Genomic DNA, 18,139 nt, shown 5'->3' on the forward strand with positions numbered 1-18,139 from the left:
GATGTTACATCCGCTCGGGGGCGGACACGCCCAACAGCGCCAGGCCGTTGGCCAGCACCTGGCGCGTGGTCGCGGCCAGGCGCAGGCGCGCCAGCTTGAGCGCGGGGTCGTCGACCAGCACGCGCTCGGCGTTGTACCAGCCGTGGAAGTCGGCGGCGCAGTCGCGCAGCCAGAAAGCGATGTGGTGCGGCGCCAGTTCCTGGGCGGCCAGCGCCACCACGTGGGGGAACTCGGCCAGTCGCTGCATCAGCGCGAATTCGCTCGGCGCGGTCAACAGGGACGCATCGGCCGCGGCCACTTCCGCCGCCGGCATGCCGGCGTTGTTGATCACCGAGCAGATGCGCGCATGGGCGTACTGGATGTAATAGACCGGGTTCTCGTCGCTCTTGGACAGGGCCAGGTCGACGTCGAACACGAATTCGGTGTCGGCGCGGCGCTGGATCAGGAAGTAGCGCACGGCGTCGCGGCCGACCCAGTCGATCAGGTCGCGCATGGTGACGTAGCTGCCGGCGCGCTTGGAGATCTTGACCTCCTGGCCGCCGCGCATCACCTTGACCATCTTGTGCAGCACGTACGACGGGTAGTCCTTGGGAATGCCCTCTTCCAGCGCCTGCAGGCCGGCGCGCACGCGCGCCACGGTGCCGTGGTGGTCGCTGCCCTGGATGTTCACGGCGCGGTGGAAACCGCGTTCCCACTTGGCTTTGTGGTAGGCCACGTCCGGCACGAAATAGGTGTAGCCGCCCTCGCTCTTGCGCATGACGCGGTCTTTGTCGTCGCCCGTGCCCAGTTCGGTGGTGCGCAGCCACAGCGCGCCGCCTTCTTCATAGGTGTGGCCGCCGGCGATCAGCGCCTTGACGGTGGCCTCGACCCGGCCCGAGGTGTACAGCGAGCTTTCCAGGTAGTAGTTGTCGAACTTCAGGCCGAACGCCTGCAGGTCCAGGTCCTGCTCGCGGCGCAGGTAGGCCACGGCGAAGGCGCGGATGTCTTCCAGGCTGTCGATGTTGCCGGTGGCGGTGACGGGCTCGCCGTCCGAGGCCTGGATGGTCTTGCCGGCCTGGAAGTCGCGGGCGATGTCGACGATGTAGTCGCCCTTGTAGCCGTCGGCGGGCCAGTCGGGCGAGTCGGTGCCCACGCCGCGGGCGCGCGCCTGCACGCTGATGGCCAGGTTCTCGATCTGGTTGCCGGCGTCGTTGTAATAGAACTCGCGGGTCACATCCCAGCCGATGGCGTCGTACAGGCGGCACAGGGCGTCGCCCAGGGCCGCCTGGCGGGCGTGGCCGACGTGCAGCGGGCCGGTCGGGTTGGCGGACACGAATTCCACCAGGATCTTCTCGCCGCTGCGGGCGGCGCGGCCAAAGGCCTCGCCCTGCTCGGCCACGGCCGTGATGACGGCCTGGCGGGCGGCGGCGGTGACGCGCAGGTTGATGAAGCCGGGACCGGCGATCTCGGCGCTTTCGACCAGGTCGCGGGCGCCGGGCAGGGCCAGCAGCGCCTCGACGATGGCCTGGGCCAGTTCACGCGGGTTGCGCTTGGCCGGCTTGGCCAGCTGCATGGCCACGTTGGTGGCGACGTCGCCGTGGGCGGCGACCTTGGGGCGCTCCAGCAGCACGTTGGCTTGGGCCGTATCGGCCTGGGCGTCGGGCAGGCTCTGCGCGACGGCGGCCTGGATCAGGGAGATAAGCTGTTTTTGTTGCTCGGGGAGCATGGGCGTCTGGAGAAGTTCGGGTGGGTGACGAGGGCGGCTGCGGGCGCGGCCGGGCCGCGGGCCCGCGCGCTGGCCCACCGGCGGTGCCGGGGGCGGGGATCGGCCGGCCGGCGCGCCTGGGGAGGCGCGGCCGCGCGGGCGCCGGCAACCTGGGCCGCCGCGGATCCTGCCGTCACGGGAATCTCCTGAATCATAGCTTGATTTGGCGACCGCCACCGGCCGCGGGCCGCCCCGGCGGGTAGGGCGGAGCGCCAGTTGGCATCCCCAGGGCGTTGCGGTAGTGTATTGAAGGTATTCAATCCGTAGGAGACCGGAATATGCTGATTACATTTCACTCCAAGGTCGTGGCCGAAGTCCTGATGCTTACCGACCATGCCGGCGCCCTGCTGCAGGCCGCGGGCAAGTCCTTCGGCGACAAGATCCCCGAGCGCGGCGTGTTCACCGTCGACCAGCTCGGTCCGGCCATCCAGGGCATCGAACGGGCCATCGAAGAGGCCCAGGGCGCCCACGACGAGGACGAGGAAGACGAGGACAAGCCGCCGGTGGCGCCCATGGCGCGCGCGGTCGGCCTGAAGGAACGCGCCTTCCCGCTGCTGGACATGATGCGCCAGTCGCAGGCCGCCGGCGCCGAGGTCACCTGGGAAGTCTCCCGCGGCTGGTAGGCAATGTCGCCGGACGGACAATCTGCCCGGCGATTTTTCCCTACCCTTTGCGGTTGACGCCATTTCAAGGAATCCCTGCCATGCGCAGCGACATCACCATCGTTTTCGACACCCGGCGCTCGCTGGACCTGTCGGCCAACGTCGAACCCAGCCCGCAACGCCAGAACGACGCCCGCGACTGGTTCGACGGCGCCTGGGAAACCCTGGGCTGCGAGCCCCTGCGTCCCAGCGGCAAGGTGCTGCTGCTGGACAAGGTGCTGGGCGTGGCCGACGCGCTGGGCTACGACATCCTGTCCACCGACGCCAAGGAGGCCCGCGAGTTCGCCGAGCACCTGGCGCTGGCGCTGGAACGCCCGCGCATCACGGTGGACCTGCCCGGCCTGACGGTCGGTTACTGACCGACTGGCCGCCCAACGAAAAGACCCCGCGCCACGCGGGGTCTTTTGCTTTCCAGGGAAGGCTCAGCGGATGCCGGCCCGCATGAACGATTGCACGAACTGGCGCTGGAACAGCAGGAAGGCAATCAGCAGCGGCGCCGCCGACATCAGCGTGGCGGCGGTGATCACCGACCAGTCGATGCCCTGGTCGGTCGACGAGAACACCTGCAGGCCCACCGTCAGCGGCCGCGATTCCACCGAGTTGGTGATGATCAGCGGCCACAGGAAGTTGTTCCAGTGGTGGCTGACCGACACCAGCCCGTAGGCCACGTAGATCGGCTTGGCCAGCGGCACGTAGACCTTCCACAGCACCTGCAGCGCGTTGGCGCCTTCCATGCGCGCGGCCTCCTCCAATTCGCGCGGCACCGTCTTGAAGGTCTGGCGCAGCAGGAAGATGCCGAAGGCCGATGCGAAGTACGGCAGGCCGATGGCGAACACCGTGTCGCGGATGCCCAGCTGGCTCATGGAGCGGTAGTTCTCCACCAGCAGCACGTCCGGCATGATCATCAGCTGCAGCAGCACCAGCATGAAGACGAAGTCGCGGCCGCGGAACTCGAAGCGCGCGAAGGCGTAGCCGGCCAGGGTCGACAGCACCAGCTGCGCCGCCAGCACCATCGTCACCAGCAGGAAGGTGTTGGCGAAGTAGCGCGGGAACGGCGCGGCCTGCCAGGCCCGCGCGAAGTTGTCGAGCGTGAGCGGCGCGAACAGGTCGAAGCGGGTGGCGTAGGCCGGCGGGTGAAACGCCGCCCAGACGGCATACGCCAGCGGCAGGATCCACAACAGGCCAAGCGCCCACGCGCCCAGGGTATCGAGCTTGTCTTTCATTGGTAGTGCGTCCTGCGGTCCAGCCAGCGGAACTTGACCAGCGCCGTCAGCGCCAGCACCACCAGCAGCACGACGGTCAGCGTCGCGGCGTAGGCGGTGTCCCAGAAACTGAAGCCGACCTGGTAGATGTAGTACAGCAGCAGCGTGCTGGCGTTGTCGGGCCCGCCGCGGGTCATGACCACCACGTGGTCCACCAGCCGGAAGGCGTTGATCAGCGCATTGATCAGCACGAACAGCGTGGTCGGCATCAACAGCGGCCACAGCACGCGCCGGAAGTACTGCCAGCGCGAGGCCCCTTCCAGCATCGCCGCCTCGCGCAGCGACGGCGACACCGTCTGCAACGCGGCCAGGTAGAAGATCATGAAGAAACCGGATTCCTTCCACACCGTCACCAGCATCAACGCCGGCAGCGCGGTTTCGCGGTTGCCGAGCCAGTTGGGGCCGGGCGAGCCGAACAGCTGCATCACCTGCGCGATCAGGCCGTACTGCGGGGTGTAGAAGAACAGCCAGATATTGGCCACCGCGACCATCGGCAGCACCGTCGGCGTGAAGTACGCCATGCGCAGGAAACCGCGCCCGCGCAGGTTGCGATTGACCCACAGCGCCATGACCAGCGCGATGCCGATCGAGGTCGGGATGGTGCCCAGGGCGAACCACAGGTTGTTCCAGAGCGATTGCCAGAACACCGGGTCGTCGCGCATGACGGCGTAGTTGTCCAGCCCGACAAAGCGGGCCGGGCGCGCGCCCTTGGGGGTGGAATAGAAGCTGTGCCAGAGCGTCGCCAGCGCCGGGTAATGCGTGAACGCGGCGAGCAGCACGATGGCTGGCAGCAACAGCAGCCAGCCATAAAGCGCATTCAAGGAGCGGCTCATCGTGCTTGCGGATTTACTTGTAGGAACGCAGTATGCGGTCGGCTTCGCGCTGCGCGTCGGTCAGCGCCTGCTGCGGCGTCTTCGACCCCGTCAGCGCCGCCTGCAGGGCGTCGTTCAGGGTCTTGGTGACGCGCTGGTTCTCGTGGGTCGAGAATTCAGCCACGCTCACCTGCAACTGGTCGCGCGCCACGGCGGCGGCCGGCACATCCTGCGCGTACTTCTTCATCTTCTCGGTCTGCCAGGCGGCCGGCGTCACGGCCACGTAGCCGGTGGCGATGCTCCAGTCGGCGGCGCGCTCGGGCGTGGTGGCCCACTGCGCGAACTTGAGCGCGGCCTGCTGCTGCTCAGGCGTGCCGCTCTTGAAGATGTAGAAGTTGCCGCCGCCGGTCGGGCTGCCGCCGCGCTTTTGCTGCGGCATCATCGCCACGCCGAACGGGAAGTCGGCGTTCTTGCGGATGTTGGTCAGGTTGCCGGTGGTGGTCCAGATGATGGCGGCCTTCTTTTCCAGGAAGTCCTTGGGCGTGGTGCCCCAGTCGATCGTGCCGGTGGGCATGACCTTGTGCTTGGCCGACAGGTCGCGCCAGTACTGCGCGGCCTCGACCACGGCGGGCTTGTCCAGGTAGACCTCGTTGCCGGCCTCGTTCATCAGGATCGCGCCGTTGGGCGTGGTCAGGGCCTGGAACAGCCAGTAGGCGAAGGCGCCGCCCGACGGGATCTCGATGCCCCACTGGGTGGTGTTGCCGCTGGCGTCCTGCTTGGTCAGCTTCTTGCCGTACTCGACCAGCTCGGCCCAGGTGGCGGGCGCGCGCTCGGGGTCCAGGCCGGCGGCCTTGAACAGATCCTTGTTGTAGTACATCACGATGGTCGAACGCTGGAACGGCACGCCCCAGGTGTGGCCGCCGGTGCGGCTGTTCTGCATGAAGGCGTCGTAGAAGCCGCCCAGCCACTTCTTGTCGGCGTCGCTCTTGGCCAGCGAGTCGATCGGCACGATGGCGTCTTCGTCGATCAGCGTGAACATGTCGGTCGACAGCAGCACGGCCAGCTGCGGCGGCGTGCCACCCTTCAGGGCGGTCAGCGCCTTGGCGATCGAATCCTGATACGAGCCGGCGTAGATCGGCTTGATCTTGATGCCGGGGTTTTCCTTCTCGAAGTCCGTCACCATGTCATCGACGATCTTGGTGATCGGGCCGCCCACGGCGACCGGATAGTAGAACTCCACTTCGACGGGCTTTTGCTGCGCCTGCGCGGGCAGCGACAGGCAGGCGGCGGCAAGGCTGGCGGCCAGGGTCTTGAGTACGATGCGTCGCATGATTGCGTTTCCTTTCCTGTGGATTGGGCGTCTTCAGCGCCCGACGGTGTTGATGACCGCCGAATCGGCGGCAAAGAAATGCTGTTGTTCGGCCGGCCACGACAGGCGTAGCGCTTCGCCGGCGCGGGCGCGCAGGTGCCCACCCACGCGCACCGCGATCCCGCCGCTGTCGCCGATCCGGCAGACCACGATGGAATCGGCGCCGAAGTACTCCACGCTTTCCACCGTGGCGGCGATGCCGTCGCTGTCGATGCGGATGTGTTCAGGGCGCACGCCCAGCTTGGCGGCGCCCTCCGGCGCGCTGGCGATGGCCGGACCATGGGTGCCGGCGATCACCGTGGCGCCTTGCAGCGGCATCAGCTTGATCAGGTTCATGGGCGGCGTGCCGATGAAGCGCGCCGCGAATTCGCTGGCCGGACGGGCATACAGGCCGTCGGGCGTGTCGTGCTGTTCGATCTGGCCGCCGCGCAGCAGCACCACCTGGTCGGCCATGCTCATGGCCTCGGTCTGGTCGTGCGTGACGTACACCATGGTGATGCCCAGGTCCTGCTGCAAGGCGCGGATCTCGCGCCGCATCTCGTGGCGAAGCTGCGCGTCCAGGTTGGACAGCGGCTCGTCCATCAGGCACACCGGCGCTTCGGAAATTACCGCGCGACCCAGCGCCACGCGCTGCTGCTGGCCGCCCGACAGTTGCGACGGCTTGCGGTCCAGCAGATGGCCCAGGCCCAGCAGCGAAGCCACGCGCTGCAGGCGGCGGTCGTAGTCGCGCGCCGGCTCCTTGCGCACCTTCAGGCCGAACAGGATGTTCTCGCGCACCGACAGGTGCGGGAACAGCGCGTACGACTGGAACACCATGGAAATGCGGCGCTTGGCCGGCGGCAAGTGGGTGACGTCGCGGTCGCCGATGCGGATGGTGCCGGACGTGGGCGTGTCCAGGCCGGCGATCATGCGCAGCGTGGTCGATTTGCCGCAACCCGATGGGCCCAGCAGCACGGTGAAGCTGCCGGCCGGCACGGTGAAGCTGACGCCGTGGATCGCGGCCGCGCCGCCGTATTGCTTGGTGAGATTATCCAGAACGATGGATGACATGCTGTCTCTTGGATCTAGTTTTCTGATCCGTCTGCGGCGCGTGCGATGAAAACCTTTTCATTGTGCAGCGCAAACATGACGGAGATATGGCAGGGCATAGTGTTTGTAATCGAGATCGGGGCTCAGGCGAAGGGATATGGCCCGGGGTATTCCCCAATCACGGCGTGGTGCGTGACCAGCGCGCCGTCGTGCCACCAGTGCAACTGGTAGCCCGGCGGCTCCATGATGTATTGCAGGGTCGGGCGCGGCCCCAGCTCCAGCGCCAGCTGGTGCGCGGTGCCCGGACAGGTCGAGGCAATGGTGCCGCCGAAGCGGCGGAAGATGGTGCGGTGCAGGTGGCCGCACAGCACGCGCTCGACGCGCGGATAGCGCGCCACGATGCTTTCAAGTTCCGGGCCGCCGGCCAGCAGGCCGATGTCGTCCATGTGCTCGATGCCGGTCTGGAATGGCGGATGATGCATCAGCACCAGCGTCGGCCGGTCGGGCTGTTCGGCCAGGCGCGCGGCCAGCCAGCCCAGGCGTTCGTCGCACAGCTCGCCGTGGCTTTTCATCGGCACCACCGTGTCCAGCGCCAGCAGGCGCAGCGGATAGGTTTCGACGGCATACTGGATGAACGGCCCCTGTCCTTGCAGATAGCCATGGTCCGGGAAGGCGGCGCGCAATTGCGCGCGGTCGTCATGGTTGCCGGGCAGCAGGAAATAAGGGATTTCAAGCGCCTGCAACTGCTCGCGCAGCGCCTGGTATTCATGCGGACGGCCCAGGTCGGTCAGGTCGCCCGTGATCAGCACGCAGTCGGGCCGCGGCGTCAGCGCGTTGAGCGCGCGCACCGCCGGGCCGAGGAAGGCGGCAGGGTCGATGATGCCGTACGCCTTGTCGCCCGGGGTGCGCATGTGCAGGTCGGTAATCTGTGCGATGAGCATGACACGTGTCTCGATCGGTATTTATTCTGGAAGGGGTTCAGCGGCGCACCGGCGCCGCGGTGCCGCCCACCACGATGCAGTGCGGCAGGCGGTTCGATTGCGGCGGCTGGCCATGGATCTGCGCCAGCAGGTTGGAGCAGGCCGCCTGGCCGATGCCGTCACTGGGTTGCGCCACCGTGGTCAGCGGCGGCGTCAGCAAGGCGCCGAAGCGCATGCCGTCGAAGCCGCAGACGGAAATATCGGACGGAACCGACAGGCCCAGCGCCACCAGGTCGGCAATCACGGCCGTGGCCAGCAGGTCGTTGGAACAGAACAGCGCCGTCGGCGCCTGTTTGCCGCGCAATGCGGACTTGATCGCCTCGGCGTCGCTGCCGGTGTGCGAATTCATGGCGATGTGCTGGATCGGTTCCAGGCCCAGCTTCTTGGCGCAGGCGCGCGCGCCCGACAGGCGGCGGCGAGCGCGATCGGAGGCCGTCAGCGGGCCGGTCACGATGGCGATGCGCCGATGCCCCAGCGCCGCCAGGTGCGAGACCATGTCAATGGCGGCCGCGCGATTGTCGACCGAGGCATAGGGATGGTCGGCGGATTCGTTGTAGACCAGCACGTAGGGCATGCCGGCGCTGTCCAGGTCGTCCAGCGTGGCGCTGCGGGCCGCGTCCGCCACCGTCAGGATCAGGCCGTCGACCTGGTGGTCGATCAGGCCCTGCACTGCGGCCGATTCCACCGCCGGGTCATAGCCGGTGGCGGTCAGCATTACGCTGTAGCCGGACTCGCGGGCGCGCCGTTCGGCGCCTTCAAAGCACTCGGCGAATACCGGATTGGACAGCGTCGGCAGAATCAACCCGATCGTGCGGGTGCTGCCGGAACGCAGGCTGCGGCCGACGCGATTGGGCCGGAAACCCGCGCGCTTGGCGATGGCGCGGATGTGCGCCAGCGTATCCGGATGGACGATTTCGGGCTGGTTGAACGCGCGCGAAACCGTGGCGGGGGAAACCCCCGCCTTGCGGGCCACTTCGATGATGGAAAAGCGGGGCGATGCGCGCGACGCCATGGCTACATTGCTGCCGGTTTGCTGAAAACGTTTTCATCTTACAAGACAAATATGACCTTTGTGTTGCACCCGTTTGCGCTATGCTGATAACAACGCAACAACATAAGGCCAAGGCGCGGCGTGGCGCGAAAATCCCTGCGAAAACACGGTTTTTTCAGTGGTTTTCCCAATTGACGCGACGCGCACAATGGCTGGGTTTGTCATGAAGGGCACGCATCATGCCGCGTGCCGTATCGGGACAAACCCCAGGTCAAGGGGACCGGGTGCGGAAGTCAGTACCGCGCATATCGCGCGGCACCGGGATAGAGGAAAGGATCATGTCTACTGCCTTAAACAGACTTGGCGCGCTTGAAGCGGCGCGCAAGCTGCAACGGCGCGAATTGACCGCGGTGCAATTGGTGCGAGCCTGCTTTGCGCGCATCGAGCAACGCGAAAACACCATCCATGCCTGGACGGCGCTGCAGAAGCAGGCCGCCCTGGATCACGCGGAAGCCCTGGATCGCGGCCCCCTGCGCGGCCCGCTGCATGGCCTGCCGATCGGCGTCAAGGACCTGTTCGATACGGTCGATCTGCCCACCCGCTACGGTTCCCCCCATCTACGAACGCCACCATCCCGGGCTGGACGCCGCCGCCGTGGCGTTGTGCCGCCATGCCGGCGCCATCGTGATCGGCAAGACCGTCACCACCGAATTCGCCACCTACCAGGCCGGCCCCACGCGCAATCCCCGCAACGAGGCCTACACGCCCGGCGGCTCCTCCAGCGGCTCGGCCGCCGCGGTCGCCGACGACATGGTTCCGTTCGCGCTGGGTTCGCAGACCGCAGGCTCCATCATCCGCCCTGCGTCGTACTGCGGCATCGTCGGCTACAAGCCTACGTTCGGCGCCATTCCGCGGGCCGGGGTCAAGAGCCTGGCCGAATCGCTCGACACGGTCGGCGGCTTCGCCCGCTCGGTGCCGGACGCGGCCCTGTTCGCCTCCGTCATGATGCGCGATCCGCGGCTGCTGGACCTGGCCTACGACGCCAAGCCGCGCATCGGCATGTACCGCAGCCTGCAATGGCGCCATGCCCAGTCCGAGACCAAGGAAGCCTTTGCCCAGGCCGCCGCCACGTTGTCGCGCGCCGGCGCCCACGTCGAGGAAGTGCCGTTGCCGCCCGAGCACTGCATGCTGGTGCAGCTGCATGCCGACATCATGGCGTTCGAGTCGTCGCAGGCGCTGGCCTACGAACGGCTGGAACACGCCGCGCAGCTCAGCCCCAAGATCCAGGCGATCCTCGAGGCCGGGGCCCAGATCAGCGCCGAGGAACACATCAAGAATCTGGCGCGCGCCGCGGAATCGCGCGCGCGCGTGGACGGCTGGTTCGACAAGTACGATGTGCTGCTCGCGCCCGCCGCCAGCGGCGAGGCGCCGTTCGCCGACCTCGGCACGGGCGACCCGCAGTTCTCGCGCGCGTGGACGCTGTTCGGCCTGCCGTGCCTGAACCTGCCGTTCGCCACCGGCCCGCAGGGCCTGCCGGTCGGCCTGCAACTGATCGGCAAGCGCCACGATGACCACCGCACCCTGGCGATCGCCGCCTGGGTCCACGAGCGGCTGCTGGCCGCGCGCGAGCCCGACATCGGCGCATCCGATATGTGGCCGCGCGGTTGACGGGGCGCGCCGCGCGCCCGTCGCGGCGCGGTCGAAGGCATCACGCAAGAAGAAAGCCCGCCGGATAAAGGCGGGCTATTTTTTTGTGCGGCGCGGCTTCACCGTAAGAAGCGCGCGAGGAACGCGGCGGCGGTAACCGCCGCGCCCGCGGCCTGGCGGCGGATCACGCGGCCTGGGCGGCTTCCTGTTCAGTGATGACGGCGCCGGCGTTGATGTGGCGGTTCACCGCGCTCAGCACGGCCTGGAACGAGGCCGTGACGATGTCGCGGTCGATGCCCACGCCGAAGCCCGTGCTCGAATCTCCGACGCGCAGTTCCACATAGGAGGCGGCGCGGGTGTCGGTGCCGGTGCCGATGGCGTGCTCGTGGTAGTCCATGATGCGCACGGGCACGTCCAGCGCGGCCACGAAGGCCGAGATGGCGCCATCGCCCTTGCCCGTCACGATGCGGCGCTCGCCGTTGTATTCGAGCTCGGCCTCGATGCTGAAGTGCTGGCCTTCGCCGGCGGCCGGATTGCCGTCGATGCGGTGACGCACCAGCTTCCACGGGGCCTTCTGTTCCAGGTATTCGCGGTTGAAGATGGTGTGCACGTCGTCGGCCGTGACTTCGCGGCCGGTCTCGTCGGTGACGCGCTGGATGGCGCGGCTGAATTCGATCTGCAGGCGGCGCGGCAACACCAGGCCGTGTTCCTGTTCGAGCAGGTACGACACGCCGCCCTTGCCCGACTGGCTGTTGACGCGGATCACGGCGTCGTAGCTGCGGCCGAGATCGGCCGGGTCGATCGGCAGGTACGGCACTTCCCACACGGCGTCGGGCTGCTGTTGCGCAAAGCCCTTCTTGATGGCGTCCTGGTGCGAACCGGAGAAGGCCGTGAAGACCAGGTCGCCCGCATACGGGTGGCGCGGGTGCACGGGCAACTGGTTGCAGTACTCGGCGCAGCGGCGCACTTCGTCGATGTCCGAGAAGTCCAGGCCCGGGTGCACGCCCTGGGTGTAGAGGTTCAGGGCCAGCGTGACCAGGTCGACGTTGCCGGTGCGCTCGCCGCTGCCGAACAGGCAGCCTTCGATGCGGTCGGCGCCGGCCATCACGGCGAATTCAGCGGCGGCCACGGCGGTGCCGCGGTCATTGTGCGGGTGCACGCTCAGCACGATGCTGTCGCGGCGCGCCAGGTTCTTGTGCATCCACTCGATCTGGTCGGCGTACATGTTCGGCGTGGTGGCCTCGATGGTGGCGGGCAGGTTCAGCACCATCTTGCAGTCCGGCGTGGGCTCCCATACGTCGGCCACGGCGTTCGAGACTTCCAGCGCGAATTCGGGTTCGGTCGTGCTGAAGACTTCGGGCGAGTACTGGTAGCGCCACTTGGTTTCCGGGTGCCTGGCCATGTACTGCTTGACCAGGCGCGTGCCGGTCGTGGCGATGTTCTTGATCTCGTCCTTGGTCATGTTGAACACGACCTTGCGGAACGCCGGGGCGCAGGCGTTGTACAGGTGGACGATGGCCTGCTTGGCGCCGGCCGCGGATTCCACGGTGCGGCTGATCAGGTCTTCACGCGACTGTGTCAGCACGATGATGGTGACGTCGTCGGGAATGCGCTTTTCGTCGATGAGCTTGCGCACGAAATCGAAGTCGGTCTGCGAGGCCGACGGGAAGCCCACCTCGATTTCCTTGAAGCCGATCTTGACCAGTTGCTCGAAGAAGCGGAGCTTGCGCTCGACGCTCATCGGCTCGATCAGGGCCTGGTTGCCGTCGCGCAGGTCGGTGCTCATCCAGATCGGCGGCTGCGTGATGCGGCGGCTGGGCCAGGTGCGCTCGGAAAAGTCGCGGGCGAACGGCGTGAAGGGGACGTATTTGGTGGCGGGGTTGGCAAGCATCATCACTACACCTCGATCGGTTTCTTGTGAATCCCGGGATCGGTTTCCTCGGCTGGCATGCGGCCGGATGGCGGCCTGGTGCCAGGGTTGGCCGCATTCGCGCGGCGCAAGATTCAGTTTTGAAAAGGGGAAATCGCGTGTGGCAAGCGTGGCTGCCGAGCTACCACGGGGACACTAGGCCCGGCAACCGATCGGTAGGTATAGCGATAGCGCGATGAAGGCGGTACGAGCGCGCAGGCCGGCAACCGGAGCGGCAAAGCGTCCGGTGGCAATCGCGAGGGAGGTGCGGTAAGCGGCCATAGGTTGCTAGTCAAACATACTTTTGCGGGCAGCGCAATCGGGAAGGCGATAAAAAAGCCGGGGACAGATCGTCCCCGGCTGGCGTCACACGCGTTATTGCATTTGCATGTGGCCGTTCTTGACCACCTGGCCCAGGCGCTCGCGCTCGCTCCTGGCGAACTCGACGAAGCTGGCGCGCGAACCGCCGCCCGGCTCGATGCTGCTCTGGCGCAGCGCGTCCTGCACTTCCTTGGTCTGCAGCGACTTCTCGACGGCGGCGTTCATCTTGTCGAGCACGTCGGCGGGCGTGCCGGCCGGCGCGTACAGGCCCGCCCAGTGGCCGATGCGGATGGCCGGGAAGCCTTGCTCGGCGGTGGTGGGAATGTCGGGCGCGCTGGCCATGCGCTTGTCCCAGGTGGTCGCCAGCGCCTTGAGCTTGCCGCTCTGCACCAGCGGCAGCGTGACGATGCTGGCTTCCGAGGTGGCGTCGACCTGCTTGCCGATCACCGCGGTCACGCCTTCCGAGCCGCTCTTGTAGGCGATGGGCTCGACCGGCAGTCCGGTGGCCTCCTTGACCATCTCGGCCACGAAGTGCGGCGTACTGCCGTTGCCGGCGGTCGAGAACGTGATACGGTCGGTCTTGGCCTGCTTGGCGCGTTCGACGAAGTCCTTCAGGTCCTTGGCGGGGTTCGACGGATTGGCCACGATCACCGACGGCGTGATCGACAGCAGCGCGACCGGGGTCAGTTCTTCGTCCTTGTAGGGCTGGTCCGAGCGGATCAGGCTGTTGGTGACGGTGCCGTTGCTGCCCACCAGATAGGTGTAGCCGTCGGCCGCGCTGCGCGCGACGTGCGCGGCGCCGACCACGCCGCCGGCGCCGGGGCGGTTTTCGACGATGACGGGCTGGTTCAGGGTCGTGCCCACCGCCTTGGCGATGATGCGGGCGACCAGATCGTTGGCGCCGCCAGCGCTGAAGGGCGCGACGAAGGTGATGGGCTTGTCGGGCCAGGCGGCGGCTGCCGGGGCGGCGACGAAAGCGGCCGAGCAGGCCAGCAGAAGGCCGGCGGCATACCGGACGGGGGGACGGAACATGTAAAGCAACTCCAGGGGGGCTGGCCGCGCATCCGACTGGTCTCTGCAATCGGCTTGGTCTGGTTTTAAAGTGCGCGGCCGCGGTTGCGCGAGCCTGGAGGGCCAGTATAGGGGAGCCCGGCTGGCAGGGGACTGAAACAAGCAGGCCGCCTTGCGGCGGCCTGGGTCGTCGAACGGTGGGGGGCGCGCCGCTCAGCGGGCCGGGCCACCGATGCGCGGTTCGACGTAGCGCGGTTCGCGGGCGTCGCGAATGTCACGGGAATCGCGCGCATCGCGGCGGCCGTCGTCGCGTCCGTCGCGCGGCGGGCGGGCGGTGGCGCCGTCGAGGATCTCGGCCTGCTCGGCCACCATGGCGATCTTGCCGATGCGGTTGTGGCGGATTTCCGACAGCGAGCGATGCAGGTCGCCGACAGTGAACGGTTCTTCACGGCCGCCCCAGGTCCAGCGCAGCACGCCCAGGGACTCCTCGGACAACTGGGGCGCCAGGTCGGCCAGCACGCCGGTGCCGACCGGGGTGGCGCGGCCGGAGGCCAGGCTGGCCGACAGCCAGGCGCGCAGGATGAAGAAGACGATCAGGGTCCAGATGCCGGCCACGACCCACCAGATGTACGGGTTGACCTTTTGCACCATGTCCATGGTGGGTTGGCCCAGGGTGTGCAGGAAGTCGTAGTTGATGCGCTTGCCGAAATCCAGGATCCAGGAAGCGGCGAGATACCAGACGATCACGGCCACTGCGATCACGATCGCGCGCACGAGAAGTCGGGGAAGCGCCAGTTTGAGCAGGGTCTGGCCGATAAGTCGGCAATCCTGGCGAACGCGTGCGGGCGAAGTCTGATTCATCATGCAAAATATTGTACCTATGACCCGTCCTATTTTAGAACTGCGGCCCGGCCAGCATCTGACGCTGACCCCTCAACTGCAGCAATCGATCCGGTTGCTGCAGCTGTCCACGCTCGAGCTCGAGGCGGAAATCTCGCAAGTGCTCGCCGACAATCCGTTGCTGGAACGCGACGATGAGCCTGCCTCCGTCGAGACGCAGGCCGAATCCGAGCGCGAGTCGTCGGTGCAGGACGACGAACCCGCGCCCGAGCGCGACACCCCGGTCGAGGAAATGCCGGGTTCGGGCGGGGTCTACCCCGATGATGATTCCAGCCTGCCCGAGGCCGCCCGGCCCGATACCCTGCGCGAGCACCTGCTCGGGCAACTGGTGCTGACCCGCGCCGCGCCGCGCGACGCCGCGCTGGCGGCGCTGCTGATCGACGAACTGGACGAGAACGGCTACCTGGGCTCGCCCCTGGAGGAAATCCTGGGCTGGCTGCCGGCCGAGATGGAGCCGGACCTGGACGAGCTGCGCGCCGCGCTGTCGCTGCTGCAATCGTTCGACCCGGCCGGCATCGGCGCGCGCGACATGTCCGAGTGCCTGCTGTTGCAATTGCGCAGTCCCGACACGGCCCGGTTGCCCGAGGCCGCGGATCCCAAGGCGCTGGCCTGCGCCCGCCTGGTCTGCGCCCAGCATCTGGCGCTGTTGGCCACCGGCAACCATGCCAGGCTGTGCGCCGCGGTCGGTTGTGACGAGGCCACGCTGCGCGCGGCGCACGCCCTGATCCTGCGTCTGGAGCCCCGTCCGGGCCGCGCCTGGACGGTCCCGGCGGCCGATTACGCCGTGCCCGACGTCATCGTGCGCAAGACGCGCCGCGGCTGGCAGGTGACGCTCAACAGCGCCGCCGTGCCGCGACTGCAGATCAATGGCCTGTACGCCCAAATGCTGGCCAACCAGAAGGAGTCGGCCCACGCCGGCTTGCAGTCTCAGCTGCAACAGGCGAAATGGATGATCCGCAACGTGGAGCAGCGCTTCGACACCATCCTGCGAGTGGCCCAGGCCATTGTCGACCGCCAGACCGCCTTCTTCAGCCAGGGGCCGGCGGCCATGCGCCCGCTCATCCTCAAGGACATTGCCGGCGAGCTGGGCCTGCATGAGTCCACCATTTCACGCGCCACGACACAGAAGTACATGCTCACTCCCTTCGGTACGCTGGAGCTCAAGCGCTTCTTCGGGGCGGGGGTGTCGACCGATGGCGGCGACGCCACATCCGCCACGGCGGTGCAGACTTTCATCCGCCAGATGGTGGCCGAGGAGAACCGGGCCAAGCCGCTGTCCGACAGCCAGATCATGGAAAAACTGGCCGATCAGGGCATCGTCATCGCCCGCAGGACGGTCGCGAAATACCGCGAGGCACTGCGGATCGCGCCGGCCGCGCTGCGCAAGGCGCAGGCCGCGGCGCGGTGAAATAAGGGACTTTTTTGCGGCGAAGCATCGCGGCGCGCGGTGCCTCGACGAGCGTCCGTTACCGTACACTGGGCCTTCATCAGGAGCTTTTCCATGGGCCCAATCCCTTCCTCCATCCTCTCGGAATTCGAGACCGAAGAACAGGCGGTCAGCTACGACCGCTGGTTCCGCGCGAAGGTGCAAGCCAGCCTGGACGATCCGCGTCCCGCCGTTTCGCATCAAAGGGTGATGGCCCGCATCGATGCCATTATCGAAACGGCGTGCCGTCGTCAGCTGGATCCGCAAGACGGAGAAAACTGAAAAAAAGCTTGAAGCACGTCATGGGGGGACGTCAATCGCGCCCGGCCCCGGACGCGGCCCGGCTTTCCCATGCTCGACGTATCCTGGCTTCAAACCGCCGCAGACGATCTGGCGGGGATCATCTCCTACATCGCCGAGCGTAGTCCGCAGGCGGCACGCGACCTCCGGCAACGCATCGACAATGCCGTGCTGTCCCTGGCGCGGCACCCTTGCCGATATCGAGCCGGCCGCGTCTCTGGCACGCGCGAATGCGTCGTACACCCTAATTACGTGGTGGTCTACCGGGTGACCGCGTTGGCGATCGAGGTCGTCAACATCGTGCACGCCCGCCGGGAATATCCCCCCTAGCGACGGCCCTGGCGCCGCGCTGCGGCCGCTTGCCCGGCGTCGCATCGGACGCCCGGCGAGGCATGAACCGCCTCGCCCCGCCTGAAACGGTTCTGATAAAACGTCCCTTATTTCAATAGGTTAGATGACCACGTGGTTGCAAATTATTTACGCTGAGTACTTGCCATTGCATGAACAAATGCCGATAATTATTCTCATGTACATTTGCGTATGTAATGCCATCACCGAACGCCAAGTCCGCGCCAGCGTGGACGCGGGCGCGACGTCGCTTTCCGACCTGCAGTTCGAGCTGGGCGTGGCCACGTGCTGCGGCTGCTGCGCGGCCACCGCCGCCGAATACCTGCCGGGCGGCCGCTGTTCCAGCGTGTGCGATGTGCGCTCGATCGCCGTTCCGGTCAACCCGCCGGCCACCATGGCCGAACCGGGCACGTCCGCGGCGAACAGCAGCTATCCGGTCATCCAGGTCGCCGTCGCCTGAGCGGCGCCGCCACCTGCCACGGCTTGCAGGCCCAGCCCTGCAAGCCGTTGTGTTTCCGTTTCACAAAAATCCCTGATCATTCCCGCCAACTGGCGCACTGGCTCGCGCGCTGGTTCGGACAGGCATAGCGCCAGCTCGGACGGCGGCACCGCGGGCAGCGCGTCGTCGACCAGCCGATGCCCCGCGGCGATGCAGCGGCGCTCCAGCAATGCCACCCCCAGTCCTCCCGCCAGCGCGGCCTGTATTCCCATCAGATTGGGGCTTTCGTAAGCGATGCGCCAGCGGCGTGCAGCGCGTTCGAGCGCGTGAATCGCGCGGTTGCGGTAGATGCAGCCCTGCGGAAAGGCCACCAAGGGCACCGGTTCGGTGCTGGCGGGCAGGGCTGGCGCGCCCGCGATCCAGTGCAAGTGTTCCCGCCAGGTCGCCAGGGCCGGCCCGGCGCCGGGTTCGCGCTTGAGCAGCGCCAGATCCAGGTCGCCCCGTTCCAGGCCGCGGGTCAGGGCCACGGTCAGGTCGCAGCGCACCGACAGCCGGACGCTCGGCCGGGCGCGGGCGAACTGCGCCACGATGGCCGTGAGCGTGTCGGCGGCGAAATCGTCGGGAATGCCCAGCCGGATCACCTCGACCCGCTTGCGGCCGCTGACCGCCTCACGCACTTCGGTGGACAGCGCCAGCATGCGGCGCGCATAGCCGAGCAGGCGTTCGCCGTCCTCGGTCAGGTGGACCTGGCGGCCTTCGCGCACGAACAGCGTGCATTCGAGGGTCTCCTCGAGTTTGCGGATCTGCTGGCTCACGGTGGACTGGCTGCGGTGCACCCGTTCGCCGGCGCGGGTGAAGCCGCCCGCGTCGACGACGGAGACGAAGCTGTGCAATAGATCGAGATCGAGCATGGGAGGCGCCTTTGCATCGGTTTTTCAAATACTTTTGATCCAAATAAAGCGTTTGTCAATGGATAGGGCCGCGCCCAG

The 18,139-nt window shown here is 67.2% G+C and carries 17 protein-coding genes and 1 pseudogene; 7 read left to right on the top strand and 11 right to left on the bottom strand.

Going from position 1 to position 18,139, the window contains the following annotated elements:
• Positions 1-4: 4 nt before the first annotated feature.
• Complete coding sequence (gene argS / locus AT699_RS00650) at positions 5-1,705, bottom strand: arginine--tRNA ligase (protein WP_006386974.1); 1,701 nt, start codon at positions 1,703-1,705, stop codon at positions 5-7.
• Positions 1,706-2,022: 317 nt separating this feature from the next.
• Here argS and AT699_RS00655 point away from each other — a divergent pair, with 317 nt between their 5' ends.
• Both AT699_RS00655 and AT699_RS00660 read left to right on the top strand, forming a co-directional pair.
• Positions 2,023-2,367 (top strand): DUF1840 domain-containing protein, encoded by a 345-nt coding sequence (locus tag AT699_RS00655; RefSeq protein WP_006386975.1) that lies wholly within the window; start codon positions 2,023-2,025, stop codon positions 2,365-2,367.
• An 80-nt stretch (positions 2,368-2,447) separates the two neighbouring features.
• Positions 2,448-2,765, top strand: a complete 318-nt coding sequence (locus AT699_RS00660) for a hypothetical protein (RefSeq protein WP_006386976.1) — start codon at positions 2,448-2,450, stop codon at positions 2,763-2,765.
• A gap of 63 nt (positions 2,766-2,828) precedes the next feature.
• Here AT699_RS00660 and AT699_RS00665 read toward each other — a convergent pair whose 3' ends face one another.
• The 6 genes from AT699_RS00665 to AT699_RS00690 all read right to left on the bottom strand — a co-directional run bounded on the left by AT699_RS00665 (position 2,829) and on the right by AT699_RS00690 (position 8,870).
• Positions 2,829-3,629, bottom strand: coding sequence for a carbohydrate ABC transporter permease (locus AT699_RS00665; RefSeq protein ID WP_006386977.1), 801 nt, complete (start codon positions 3,627-3,629; stop codon positions 2,829-2,831).
• Positions 3,626-4,501, bottom strand: coding sequence for a carbohydrate ABC transporter permease (locus AT699_RS00670; protein WP_026384938.1), 876 nt, complete (start codon positions 4,499-4,501; stop codon positions 3,626-3,628). The genes AT699_RS00665 and AT699_RS00670 overlap by 4 nt, the downstream gene beginning before the upstream one ends.
• A 13-nt stretch (positions 4,502-4,514) precedes the next feature.
• Positions 4,515-5,810: an ABC transporter substrate-binding protein gene (locus tag AT699_RS00675; RefSeq protein ID WP_024067394.1), complete on the bottom strand. Its 1,296-nt coding sequence runs from the start codon at positions 5,808-5,810 to the stop codon at positions 4,515-4,517.
• 33 nt (positions 5,811-5,843) lie between these two features.
• A complete protein-coding gene (locus tag AT699_RS00680; RefSeq protein ID WP_024067395.1) occupies positions 5,844-6,899 on the bottom strand; it encodes an ABC transporter ATP-binding protein in 1,056 nt (351 codons plus the stop codon).
• A gap of 122 nt (positions 6,900-7,021) precedes the next feature.
• Positions 7,022-7,819, bottom strand: coding sequence for a phosphodiesterase (locus tag AT699_RS00685; protein WP_006386981.1), 798 nt, complete (start codon positions 7,817-7,819; stop codon positions 7,022-7,024).
• A gap of 37 nt (positions 7,820-7,856) precedes the next feature.
• Positions 7,857-8,870, bottom strand: a complete 1,014-nt coding sequence (locus AT699_RS00690; protein WP_006386982.1) for a LacI family DNA-binding transcriptional regulator — start codon at positions 8,868-8,870, stop codon at positions 7,857-7,859.
• 317 nt (positions 8,871-9,187) lie between these two features.
• On the opposite strand from AT699_RS00690, the pseudogene AT699_RS00695 reads away from it, so the two are divergent.
• Positions 9,188-10,517 (top strand): annotated as a pseudogene (locus AT699_RS00695) (amidase).
• Between the two features lie 163 nt (positions 10,518-10,680).
• Here the strand turns inward: AT699_RS00695 and leuA are convergent.
• From leuA to AT699_RS00710, 3 genes are all read right to left on the bottom strand, one after another.
• Complete coding sequence (gene leuA, locus AT699_RS00700) at positions 10,681-12,390, bottom strand: 2-isopropylmalate synthase (RefSeq protein WP_006386984.1); 1,710 nt, start codon at positions 12,388-12,390, stop codon at positions 10,681-10,683.
• Positions 12,391-12,780: 390 nt separating this feature from the next.
• Complete coding sequence (locus AT699_RS00705; protein WP_024067397.1) at positions 12,781-13,758, bottom strand: tripartite tricarboxylate transporter substrate binding protein; 978 nt, start codon at positions 13,756-13,758, stop codon at positions 12,781-12,783.
• Between the two features lie 192 nt (positions 13,759-13,950).
• Entirely contained in the window at positions 13,951-14,601 is a 651-nt protein-coding gene (locus AT699_RS00710; RefSeq protein WP_024067398.1) for a hypothetical protein, read from the bottom strand.
• 16 nt (positions 14,602-14,617) lie between these two features.
• On the opposite strand from AT699_RS00710, the gene rpoN reads away from it, so the two are divergent.
• The 4 genes from rpoN to AT699_RS00730 all read left to right on the top strand — a co-directional run bounded on the left by rpoN (position 14,618) and on the right by AT699_RS00730 (position 17,171).
• Entirely contained in the window at positions 14,618-16,045 is a 1,428-nt protein-coding gene (rpoN, locus tag AT699_RS00715; protein ID WP_020925647.1) for an RNA polymerase factor sigma-54, read from the top strand.
• Positions 16,046-16,138: 93 nt separating this feature from the next.
• Positions 16,139-16,345: a type II toxin-antitoxin system RelB family antitoxin gene (gene relB, locus AT699_RS00720; protein WP_024067400.1), complete on the top strand. Its 207-nt coding sequence runs from the start codon at positions 16,139-16,141 to the stop codon at positions 16,343-16,345.
• A 69-nt stretch (positions 16,346-16,414) separates the two neighbouring features.
• Complete coding sequence (locus AT699_RS00725) at positions 16,415-16,693, top strand: type II toxin-antitoxin system RelE/ParE family toxin (RefSeq protein WP_006386989.1); 279 nt, start codon at positions 16,415-16,417, stop codon at positions 16,691-16,693.
• A gap of 178 nt (positions 16,694-16,871) precedes the next feature.
• Positions 16,872-17,171 carry a (2Fe-2S)-binding protein gene (locus tag AT699_RS00730; RefSeq protein ID WP_006386990.1) on the top strand — a complete coding sequence of 100 codons (300 nt, stop codon included), beginning with the start codon at positions 16,872-16,874 and terminating at the stop codon, positions 17,169-17,171.
• On the opposite strand, the gene AT699_RS00735 is transcribed toward AT699_RS00730, so the two are convergent.
• Entirely contained in the window at positions 17,141-18,061 is a 921-nt protein-coding gene (locus tag AT699_RS00735) for a LysR substrate-binding domain-containing protein (protein WP_006386991.1), read from the bottom strand. The genes AT699_RS00730 and AT699_RS00735 overlap by 31 nt on opposite strands.
• Positions 18,062-18,139 lie beyond the last annotated feature (78 nt).

It is taken from the genome of Achromobacter xylosoxidans (assembly GCF_001457475.1).
In the GTDB taxonomy this organism is placed as follows: Bacteria; Pseudomonadota; Gammaproteobacteria; order Burkholderiales; family Burkholderiaceae_B; genus Achromobacter; species Achromobacter xylosoxidans.

Bases quoted from the DNA above. Each gene is read 5' to 3' on its own strand.
- AT699_RS00685 (WP_006386981.1), bottom strand. From the start codon at position 7,819: ATGCTCATCGCACAGATTACCGACCTGCACATGCGCACCCCGGGCGAC.
- AT699_RS00705 (WP_024067397.1), bottom strand. From the start codon at position 13,758: ATGTTCCGTCCCCCCGTCCGGTATGCCGCCGGCCTTCTGCTGGCCTGC.
- AT699_RS00680 (WP_024067395.1), bottom strand. From the start codon at position 6,899: ATGTCATCCATCGTTCTGGATAATCTCACCAAGCAATACGGCGGCGCG.
- AT699_RS00655 (WP_006386975.1), top strand. From the start codon at position 2,023: ATGCTGATTACATTTCACTCCAAGGTCGTGGCCGAAGTCCTGATGCTT.
- argS (WP_006386974.1), bottom strand. From the start codon at position 1,705: ATGCTCCCCGAGCAACAAAAACAGCTTATCTCCCTGATCCAGGCCGCC.
- AT699_RS00665 (WP_006386977.1), bottom strand. From the start codon at position 3,629: ATGAAAGACAAGCTCGATACCCTGGGCGCGTGGGCGCTTGGCCTGTTG.
- AT699_RS00730 (WP_006386990.1), top strand. From the start codon at position 16,872: ATGCCGATAATTATTCTCATGTACATTTGCGTATGTAATGCCATCACC.
- AT699_RS00690 (WP_006386982.1), bottom strand. From the start codon at position 8,870: ATGGCGTCGCGCGCATCGCCCCGCTTTTCCATCATCGAAGTGGCCCGC.
- relB (WP_024067400.1), top strand. From the start codon at position 16,139: ATGGGCCCAATCCCTTCCTCCATCCTCTCGGAATTCGAGACCGAAGAA.
- AT699_RS00735 (WP_006386991.1), bottom strand. From the start codon at position 18,061: ATGCTCGATCTCGATCTATTGCACAGCTTCGTCTCCGTCGTCGACGCG.
- rpoN (WP_020925647.1), top strand. From the start codon at position 14,618: ATGACCCGTCCTATTTTAGAACTGCGGCCCGGCCAGCATCTGACGCTG.
- leuA (WP_006386984.1), bottom strand. From the start codon at position 12,390: ATGATGCTTGCCAACCCCGCCACCAAATACGTCCCCTTCACGCCGTTC.
- AT699_RS00710 (WP_024067398.1), bottom strand. From the start codon at position 14,601: ATGATGAATCAGACTTCGCCCGCACGCGTTCGCCAGGATTGCCGACTT.
- AT699_RS00725 (WP_006386989.1), top strand. From the start codon at position 16,415: ATGCTCGACGTATCCTGGCTTCAAACCGCCGCAGACGATCTGGCGGGG.
- AT699_RS00660 (WP_006386976.1), top strand. From the start codon at position 2,448: ATGCGCAGCGACATCACCATCGTTTTCGACACCCGGCGCTCGCTGGAC.
- AT699_RS00675 (WP_024067394.1), bottom strand. From the start codon at position 5,810: ATGCGACGCATCGTACTCAAGACCCTGGCCGCCAGCCTTGCCGCCGCC.
- AT699_RS00670 (WP_026384938.1), bottom strand. From the start codon at position 4,501: ATGAGCCGCTCCTTGAATGCGCTTTATGGCTGGCTGCTGTTGCTGCCA.